Source organism: Rhizobium sp. P1_E1, assembly GCF_056406015.1.
In genome coordinates, this window is sequence record NZ_JBFUAY010000323.1 from 1 (window position 1) to 3,861 (window position 3,861).

Annotated in this window: 5 protein-coding genes; 2 read left to right on the forward strand and 3 right to left on the reverse strand. The window is 60.5% G+C overall.

The genetic code is table 11. The annotated features are described in order from the left end of the window. The first annotated feature begins 29 nt into the window (after nucleotides 1-29). On the forward strand, nucleotides 30-497 hold the full coding sequence (locus AC1D1Z_RS34900) for a MarR family winged helix-turn-helix transcriptional regulator (RefSeq protein WP_018245589.1): 468 nt from the start codon (nucleotides 30-32) through the stop codon (nucleotides 495-497). Nucleotides 498-517: 20 nt separating this feature from the next. Here the strand turns inward: AC1D1Z_RS34900 and AC1D1Z_RS34905 are convergent, their stop codons facing one another. Together AC1D1Z_RS34905 and AC1D1Z_RS34910 are read right to left on the reverse strand one after the other, a co-directional pair. Beyond that, nucleotides 518-1,297, reverse strand: a complete 780-nt coding sequence (locus tag AC1D1Z_RS34905; protein WP_018245588.1) for an SDR family oxidoreductase — start codon at nucleotides 1,295-1,297, stop codon at nucleotides 518-520. Further along, nucleotides 1,297-1,617 carry a nuclear transport factor 2 family protein gene (locus AC1D1Z_RS34910; protein WP_018245587.1) on the reverse strand — a complete coding sequence of 107 codons (321 nt, stop codon included), beginning with the start codon at nucleotides 1,615-1,617 and terminating at the stop codon, nucleotides 1,297-1,299. Before AC1D1Z_RS34910 ends, AC1D1Z_RS34905 begins: the two co-directional genes overlap by 1 nt. Before the next feature lie 94 nt (nucleotides 1,618-1,711). Between AC1D1Z_RS34910 and AC1D1Z_RS34915 the strand changes: the two genes are divergently transcribed. After that, nucleotides 1,712-2,614, forward strand: a complete 903-nt coding sequence (locus AC1D1Z_RS34915) for a LysR family transcriptional regulator (protein WP_018245586.1) — start codon at nucleotides 1,712-1,714, stop codon at nucleotides 2,612-2,614. Nucleotides 2,615-2,695: 81 nt separating this feature from the next. Here the strand turns inward: AC1D1Z_RS34915 and AC1D1Z_RS34920 are convergent. Next, nucleotides 2,696-3,861, reverse strand: a 1,166-nt coding sequence (locus AC1D1Z_RS34920) for an MFS transporter (protein ID WP_477853355.1), incomplete at its 5' end; no start/stop codon positions are given.

Here is a 3,861-nt window from a genome sequence, read left to right on the forward strand (position 1 = left end):
GGGTATATGGAGATCTACAGGAGTTCAGAATGACCAAACGCCATAACGACCCACCCCCCCTGCACGACCAACTGTGCTACGCGATTTACACTGCCGGAATTGCAATCCAGCGCGCCTACAAACCTCTTCTCGACGAGTTGGGCCTGACGTACCCGCAGTACCTCGTGCTCAATGTGTTGTGGAGCGAAGATGGGCAGACGGTCGGTGCCATTGCCAACGCCCTTGCCCTGGAATCCAGCACGCTGACGCCGCTATTGAAGCGCCTTGAGACATCCGGGTTGCTGCACAGGACCAGAAACCTGAACAACGAGCGCCAGGTGTTGATTGCGTTGACCGACGAAGGCCGGGCATTGCAGCACAAGGCTGGTTGTCTCAGCGACACCTTGCTTGCTGCCTCGACCCAGACGCCACAGGAATTGGGCGCTCTGAACCGCGACGTCCGTCATCTCCGCAACGCGATCTATTCCCAGATCGGCGGGTGGGATGCGCCGACCTGAGTTGCCGTGCATGTCGGCGCCTAGGCTGTTGGCACTGTCCCTCCATCGATCGTATATTCAGTACCAGTGATCGACGCAGCGCGGTCGGAGGCGAGGAAGGCAATCAGGTTTGCGACCTCGTCCGGTTTTGCCGGACGACCGAGCGGAATGCCGCCCAGCCCATCCATAATGATCTTTTTGCCGCCCTCAAGGTCAGTTCCCGCCTGCTTCGCCAGACGCTCGGCAAGACGGACCGAGGCTTCCGTTTCGATCCAGCCAGGCGACACCCGAACGACCCGGACACCTTTTGGCGACACTTCCTTCGACATCGCCTTGCTGTATGTGGAAAGTGCTGCCTTGGCTGCAGCATAGGCAGTCGTCGATTCCGGAAGCGGCAGGACCCTCTGGATGGATGTAACGTGCACGACCACACCGTTTCCTCGGGTGACCATGTCCGGAACGAGCAGCCGATCCAGTCGGACAGCCGGAAACAGATTGAGCGACAGCTCCTTATGCCAGTCGTCGTCCGACAGTGCAGAAAATCCACCTCCGGCTGCTGAAGAGCCGCCTAGCATATGGACGATGACGTCGACGCCGCGGAGACGTTGACGCACGGCGCCTGCGACGATTGCGCAGCCTTCCTCGGTGGTCAGATCTGCTTCGACGAACAGTTCTTCCGGTAGGTTTTCCGGACGGGCCCGCGCTGTCGTCAGCACCTCTGCGCCGAGCTCCCGAAACAGGCTGACGGTCGCAGCGCCGGCACCTTTGGTCCCAGCCGTGATGAGGACGCGTTTGCCTTCCAAATTGAGAAAGTCAGTCATTATTGGATCTCCAGGCTGACGATCTTGCCGTGTTTGATGGCAAAGTCGTAGGTGAGGGTCACCGGGCTACCGGGAAACTGGCCGCTCACCTTGGCTCGGATGAGCGCTTTGTCACAGTCGACCGTGCATTCCAAAGGTTCAGCAACGTACTGAGCCGCCTTCTTCGCAGCCACCCACCATTCTCGGATTGCGGCGACGCCTTGATGGCGCGCTCGTTCGTCTTCGACGAAGGCTTCGACCGCAAAGGTGTCCAGCAGCGCATTCGCGTCATTGCGACGGTCTGCTTCAAAGTACGTGTTAATGATACCGGGCATATCCATTGTGTTCTCCTCATAACCTAACCGATACTTATCCCTCGACCATTGCATAAATAAGTGGGATAAACCGGCATGCGATGATGAACAGGTCGGGACAATGGAGCTAGCCAGCCTGAAGGAACTTGAAGCGGCCATTGCAATTGCTAGGCGCGGGACTTTTCGAGCAGCGGCCATTGACCTCGGCATGTCCACGACCGCGTTGAGCCACACGATAAGCAGGCTCGAGGCGGGACTTGGCGTGCGGTTGTTCAACCGCACCACCCGCAGTGTCTCGCTGACGGACGCCGGCCGGTTGTTTGTGCAGCAGGTCGCGCCCTCGCTTCAGGAGCTCCATGCTGCTCTGGATCTGGTGCGCTCCCATCGCGAGACTCCTTCCGGAACAATACGGATCAACGCAGCGCCATTTGCGGCGCGCGCCATCATCTCACCGCTCGTGCTGGAGTTCCTGCGCCGCTATCCGGACATGAATGTCGATATCGTTACCGAGGGGAAAATGGTCGATATCGTCAAGGACGGGTTCGATCTGGGCGTCAGGGTTGAAGGCCTCGTTCCCACCGACATGATTGCCGTTTCGCTCGGGCTGCCTCAGCGACACGCTGTCGTCGGGTCTCCTGAGTATTTCAAGAAGCACGGAAGGCCCATAGTGCCTCCGGATCTTCTCAATCACAGATGCATCCGCGTGCGGCTGCCTGACGGCTCCTTATTTCGATGGCGGTTCGAAAAAGACGGCGAGCCGGTGCAGATAGATGTACGGGGGCCAATCGCACTCGATGAGGCCAGCCTTACGCGGACTGCCGTGCTCGAAAGCGCCGGCGTGGGCTACCTCTTTGAACAAGACATACTCTCGGAGATAGAGGCGGGGCGCGTTGTTCGTGTTCTGGAAGATTGGACGCCGCCCTATCCAGGCCTATGCCTCTACTATCCTGGACGCCGAAATCTATCGGCTGGCGTCAGAGCATTTCTCGACTTAGCTCGTGAGTTCTCCCGAAAAGCGGCTTAACCCACTGCCTTCCGCCTTGAACGGTCTCGAACCGTTGGCCGGTGAACCCTCCTGCTTCGTTCCTGTCTACCGCCCGCCCTGCTACTGCGCCGGTTCCAGCATCGCGCAATCTTCCCCGTCGGTGCACTCTCCCGACAGGGTACGCTGACCAAGCGCAATGATAAGGACGGTCGCGGCCCCGGCCGCCGCAGACACCCAGAATCCGCTCTGGGGACCGTAGCTGTCGACGACCCAGCCCGAGACGAAGGCACCAAGCGCCATACCGATGCCGATGCCGGTCATGACCCAGGTGACGCCCTCCGTCAGCACCGATTCCGGTACGCGACGCTCAATCAGTCCGAAGGCAGTTATAAAGGTCGGCGAGATCGCGATGCCGCTGACGAAGACGGCGACAGCAAGCAGCATTACCGAGCTGCCGGCGACGAGAAGCGGCAACGAGGTCAGTGCGAGGATCGCAACAGCGATCAGCAACTGACGATGCAAGGGGATGCGCAGATTAAGCGCGCCGAGGGTCAAACCTAATAGGAAGGAACCGAGGGCATAGACACCGATGACCAGGCTTGCCGCATTCGGCTGACCAAGCTCCTTGGTGATGGCGACAACACTCACCTCAGCGGTTGCGAAGATCGCGCCGACGAAGATCAGCGCGAGCGTGATGATCTGCACTGGACGCTGGCGGATCGCGGAGCCGACCGAAGCTGCGCCGGCGACATGCCGCACCTTCGGCTCGGTGCCGCGCTGCACGATGAAGGCGGCCGTCCCTAGCGCTAGAAAAGCTGTACTCACCATCATGCCGGCTTCCGGGAATAGGGCGACCGCAAGCCCGACGGACAGCGAGGCGCCGGCGATATAGACCAGTTCGTCCGCGGCACTTTCGAACGCGAAGGCCGTGTTGAGCTCGGGCTTGTTGCGAAAGAGTTCCGTCCAGCGCGCCCGCATCAGCGCCGGGATGCTTGGCATGGCCGCCGCGAGGAAGGCCGAGGCGAACAGCGTCCACACCGGCCAATTCTGGTTGGCAGCGGCGATCAGCGCGATGAACGCCAGTACTGACACGATGGTGCTGGGAACGACGACTGCCGTCTGGCCCAGCCGATCGACCGCTCGCGAAATCTGCGGCGAGATCACCGCATTGGTGAGCGCATAGGTCGCCGACACGGCGCCTGCCAGCCAATATTCGCCATGTGCCTGGGAGAGCATGGCGACGATGCCGATCGGCGCCATGGCGATGGGAAGGCGTGCGAAAAAGC